The sequence below is a fragment of the Clostridium sp. UBA6640 genome (assembly GCF_002455975.1).
Classification (GTDB): Bacteria; Bacillota; Clostridia; order Clostridiales; family Clostridiaceae; genus Clostridium_J.
Window position 1 is genome coordinate 44,796 of the sequence record NZ_DKLM01000140.1, and the last position, 4,965, is coordinate 49,760.

Below are 4,965 nucleotides of genomic sequence, written 5' to 3' on the forward strand. Positions count from 1 at the left end.
TTAATAAAATTAATTTTATTAAATTCATACTTTTATTTGTAAGAGTTATTAATGTTTTTGTTTGATATTTTAAAGTAAATAATATAAACTAAATTGTAGTAAAAGAAGGTGAAAACTGTGAAGACTATGAAAAAGAAAAAAAGAGAAAAATTAGCGAAAATATTAGCAGCAGTAATTTCTATGTTTATGTTATTAGGAATTGCATTACCATTAATTATAGCAAATTAGGAGAGTGAATAGATGTTCTTAAAATCTATTGAAATTAGAGGTTTTAAGTCCTTTGCAGATAAAACGGAACTTGTATTTAAAAAGGGAGTAACTGCTGTAGTAGGACCTAATGGAAGTGGAAAAAGCAATATATCAGATGCAGTAAGATGGGTTTTAGGAGAGCAGAGTGTTAGGAACTTAAGAGGAGATAAAATGGAGGATGTAATTTTTGCAGGTACTCAATTTAGAAAACCTGTGGGACTTGCACAAGTTTCTCTTATTTTGGATAACTCTGATTCAGAACTAGATATTGAATACTCTGATGTAGTTATTTCAAGAAGGCTTTATCGCTCAGGAGAAAGCGAATATTTAATAAATAATACTATATGTAGATTAAAAGATGTACAAGCTTTATTTATGGATACAGGTATAGGTAAAGAAGGATATTCTATAATAGGTCAAGGTAAGATAGATGCTATACTTAGTGGAAAACCAGAAGAAAGAAGAAAACTTTTAGAAGAAGCCGCTGGAATTGTTAAATATAAAACTAGAAAAGAAGAAGCAGAGAGAAAATTAGATAATACAGAGCAAAACTTAATAAGAATACATGATATATTAGACACTTATGAAGAAAGGTTAGAACCTCTTAGAATTGAAAGTGATAAAGCTAAAAGATTCTTAGAATTATCAAATCAATTAAAAAACGATGAAATTAATATTATCATTGATTTTATAGAAAAAACTGAAATAAAAATTTCTAGTTATAAAGGGCAATGTGAAGCTATAAATAAAGAATTGCAAGAAAAATTAAATGAAAGAAGAAAAATTAAAGAACAAATAGAGATACAAAGTAGTAATCTAGAAAAATTTGAAGATAAAATATCTGAAGATAAGCAAAAGTTTTATGATAATAAATCAAAGCATCAGCAAATATTATCAGAGATAAAAATTTTAGAAGAGAGAATAGAGTTAGTTAATGAATCTATAGGAAAAAACATTGAAGAGACAGAAAAATTAAATTTAAAGATTAAATCTTTAAAAGATGAAGTAGATAAATTAGAAGTAAGTTTAAGTGATTCTAAAGAAAATCAAAAAAATATAGAAGATAAAATTAAGATTAAGGAAGAAGAAATAAAAAGATTAAGTGATGATACTTTCAATGAAAATGAAAAATTAGTGGCTTTTCAATCGAAGAAGCAAAGCCTTTTAGATAATAGAAATCTGAAAAATAATAACATAATGCTTCTAGAGAGCCAATTAGGTATTTTAAATGAAAAACTTCAAGGATTAAGAATAGATATAGAAGGGTTTATTAATTCGTTAAAAATTAACAACTCTACTAAAGCTGTCCTTGAAATAGAATCTAATAAGCTTTTAGAAAAAATAAATGATTATGAGGATAAAGTTAAAGCTAACAAAAGTGAAATTGGGAAATTAAGGCACAGTCAAACCTTAGAAGAAAAAAAGCTTAAGGAATTAGTCGCTAATTCAAACAAGACAGATGCAAATTTAAATATGCTAATTAATCTAGATAAGCAATATGAAGGGTATAATAGGTCTGTTAAACTTTTAATGCAACATATAGATTCAAAAAAAGTATTTTATTTTAAAGGTAGTTGCTATGTTTTAGGAGAAGTCATAAAAGTTGATAGAAAATATGAAACAGCTATGGAAATCGCACTAGGAGGAAGCTTATCTAATATAATTACAGAAGATGAAAATGATGCAAAGATTTTAATTGAATATTTGAAAAAAAATAGTTTAGGTAGAGCTACATTCTTGCCGTTAAGTACAGTTAAAGGTAAAAGCTTAGAACTTAGCAATAATATTAAAAATGCTTTTGGATATATTGGAATTGCTAGTGAACTTATAGATTTTGATAGTAAGTTTAAAGGTATAATTGATTATACTTTAGGAAAAACCATAATATGTGATAATATGGATAATGCAATTAAAATAGCTAAGCTGCTAAATTATAAACAAAGAATTGTAACTTTATCTGGAGAAGTTGTAAATCCTGGTGGTGCTTTAACAGGAGGAAGTATTTATTCTAAATCTACTAATGTAATAGGAAGAAAAAGAGAGATTGAAGAACTTAGAGTTAAATTTAATCATATAAATGATGAAATTGAAAATGAAAATATTTTACTTAAAAAGCTAAATGAAAATATTAGAACTTTAGACGAAGAGAATTTAAATTTAAGAGATGAAATTCACTTTGAAAATATAGAGAAAACCAAAGTGCAAAGTAAGATAAATTCCATTTCTGAAGAAGAAGCTAAACTTAAGATAGATTTGGAAAAGTCTAGAATAAATTTAAAAAATATAGAAAATGAAATTTCTTTAAATAATGAAAAACTAAAGGAATCTAGAGAAAATATAAACTCTATAGAAGAGAAAATAAAAGTTATAGATAATGAAGAAGAAGTTTTAAAAAGCAAGTTAAAAGAAAGCGATGAAAATATCGAAAAGTATAGGGAGGCTTTAACTGAACTTAGAGTTGAAAAGGCAAAGATTGATGAAATTACCATTAACAAAGATAGTGAGCTTTCAAGAATAAATGATGAAATTAAAGACTATACTTGTAAGATAGAAATAATTAATAAAGAAGCAGAAAGTTTAAAGGAGAATAAAGATAATTATCAAGAGATTTTAAGTAATAATAAAATTACTATTAAAGATACTTTAGAGATGTTATCTAGTATGGAAAAACTTATATCAGATAATGAAATTGAAAAGATAAAATTAAAAGAAAATATAACTAAAATTAAATCTAAAGAAGAAGAGTTAATCTTAGAACTAGAAGCTTCAGAGAAAGAATTACATAAGTATCAAGTAACTTTAGCTAGAATAGAAACAGAAAAGGAAAGTCTTCTTAATAAATTAAATGAGGAATATGAGCTAACTTATGCAGAGGCTTTAAGTTTTAAAGAGCCTATAGAAAATGTAACTGAACTTAAAGAAAATGTTATGCAAATTAAACAGGAGATTAATAGTTTGGGTTCAGTAAATGTAGGTGCTGTTGAGGAGTATAAAGAGGTTAAGGAAAAGTATAGTTTTATGACTTCTCAAAGAGAAGATTTAGTTCAAGCAAAGGATGAACTTTTAAAAGTTATCGAAGAGATGACAGGTAAAATGAGAATAGTATTTAAAGAAAATTTTTTAGTACTTAGAAAAAATTTCAATGAAACATTTAAAGAGTTATTTAAAGGTGGAAGTGCAGATTTAATATTAACAGATGGAGACGAATTGACCTCAAAAATAGACATTAATGTAGAACCGCCAGGAAAGAAACTTCAAAATATAAATCTTTTATCTGGAGGAGAAAAAGTGTTATCAGCTATAGCGCTTTTATTCGGTATATTAAAGATGAAACCAACTCCATTTTGTATATTAGATGAGATTGAAGCTGCTCTTGATGATGCTAATGTAGTTAGATATGCGGAGTTTTTAAAGAAATTCTCAAATAATATTCAATTTATAGTTATTACCCATAGAAAAGGAACAATGGAGGCCAGTGACGTACTTTATGGAGTGACAATGGAAGAAAAAGGAATATCAAAAGTGGTTTCTGTTGATTTTATGAATATTCAGAAAAATAATTAGCGAATATATGGATAAACTATATTTCACAATTTTAAATAATATATAATTTAAAACCTACAATTAAAGTGGAAATTAATTCTTTATGAATCAATTTCTTTTACCTGACATCATAAACAAAACAAGGAGGAAAAATTATGTTTGGAAATTTTTTTGAAAAACTTAAAACTGGTCTAACAAAAACAAGAGATAGCATTAGTAATGCAGTATCAGATGTTTTAAATCTTGCTGTTACTATAGATGAAGATCTTTATGAAGAATTAGAGGAGGCTCTAATTGTTAGTGATATAGGGGTTGAAACTTCTGTGGAAATTATTGAAAAATTGAAAGCGAAAATTAAAAACGACAAAATTAAGGATGTAGCAATGGTTAAACCTTGTATGAAGGAAGTTATAATCGAGATGATGGGAGAAGAAGAAAATACTTTAATTCCTAAAAATCTTCCGGAAATTAAGCTAGTTATTGGTGTTAATGGAGTAGGCAAAACTACATCTATAGGTAAAATTGCTGCAAGAATTAAGGCGGAAAATTATAAAGTATTATTAGCAGCAGCAGATACATTTAGAGCAGCTGCTATTGATCAATTAGAGGTGTGGAGTAAAAGAGCAAATGTTGATCTAGTAAAACATCAAGAAGGATCTGACCCAGCGGCAGTAGTCTATGATGCAGTGCAAGCTGCTAAAGCTAGAAAGGTTGATGTATTAATTTGCGATACAGCAGGAAGGCTACATAACAAAAAAAATTTAATGGATGAGCTTGGAAAAATTAATAGGGTAATTGATAGAGAGTATAGTGAGGCTCATAGAGAAACTCTGTTAGTTTTAGATGCAACTACAGGACAAAATGCAGTCATTCAAGCTAAACAATTTATGGAGGTTTGTCCTATTGATGGCATAATACTTACCAAACTTGATGGTACTGCTAAAGGCGGAGTAGTTATTTCTATTAAAAACCAGCTAAACATTCCTGTTAAATTTATAGGGGTTGGAGAGGGCATTGATGATCTTCAAGAATTTAGTTCAAGGGAATTTGTAGAAGCATTATTTTAAAAAATTTAAATGTAAAATCCACTATGATAAAAAGTTAAAAGTTTATATAGGGATACAATGTGAAAACTTAATATATACTCTGGAAAATAAGTTTTCTATAAAAATA

General features: G+C 27.2%; 2 protein-coding genes. Both read left to right on the top strand.

Translation table 11 applies throughout. The annotated features are described in order from the left end of the window. The first annotated feature begins 240 nt into the window (after window positions 1–240). Entirely contained in the window at window positions 241–3,813 is a 3,573-nt protein-coding gene (gene smc / locus B2W91_RS15670) for a chromosome segregation protein SMC (protein ID WP_291582621.1), read from the top strand. A 134-nt stretch (window positions 3,814–3,947) separates the two neighbouring features. Continuing rightward, window positions 3,948–4,859, top strand: coding sequence for a signal recognition particle-docking protein FtsY (ftsY, locus tag B2W91_RS15675; protein WP_291582623.1), 912 nt, complete (start codon window positions 3,948–3,950; stop codon window positions 4,857–4,859). Window positions 4,860–4,965: the final 106 nt, after the last annotated feature.

Bases quoted from the DNA above. Each gene is read 5' to 3' on its own strand.
- ftsY (WP_291582623.1), top strand. From the start codon at position 3,948: ATGTTTGGAAATTTTTTTGAAAAACTTAAAACTGGTCTAACAAAAACA.
- smc (WP_291582621.1), top strand. From the start codon at position 241: ATGTTCTTAAAATCTATTGAAATTAGAGGTTTTAAGTCCTTTGCAGAT.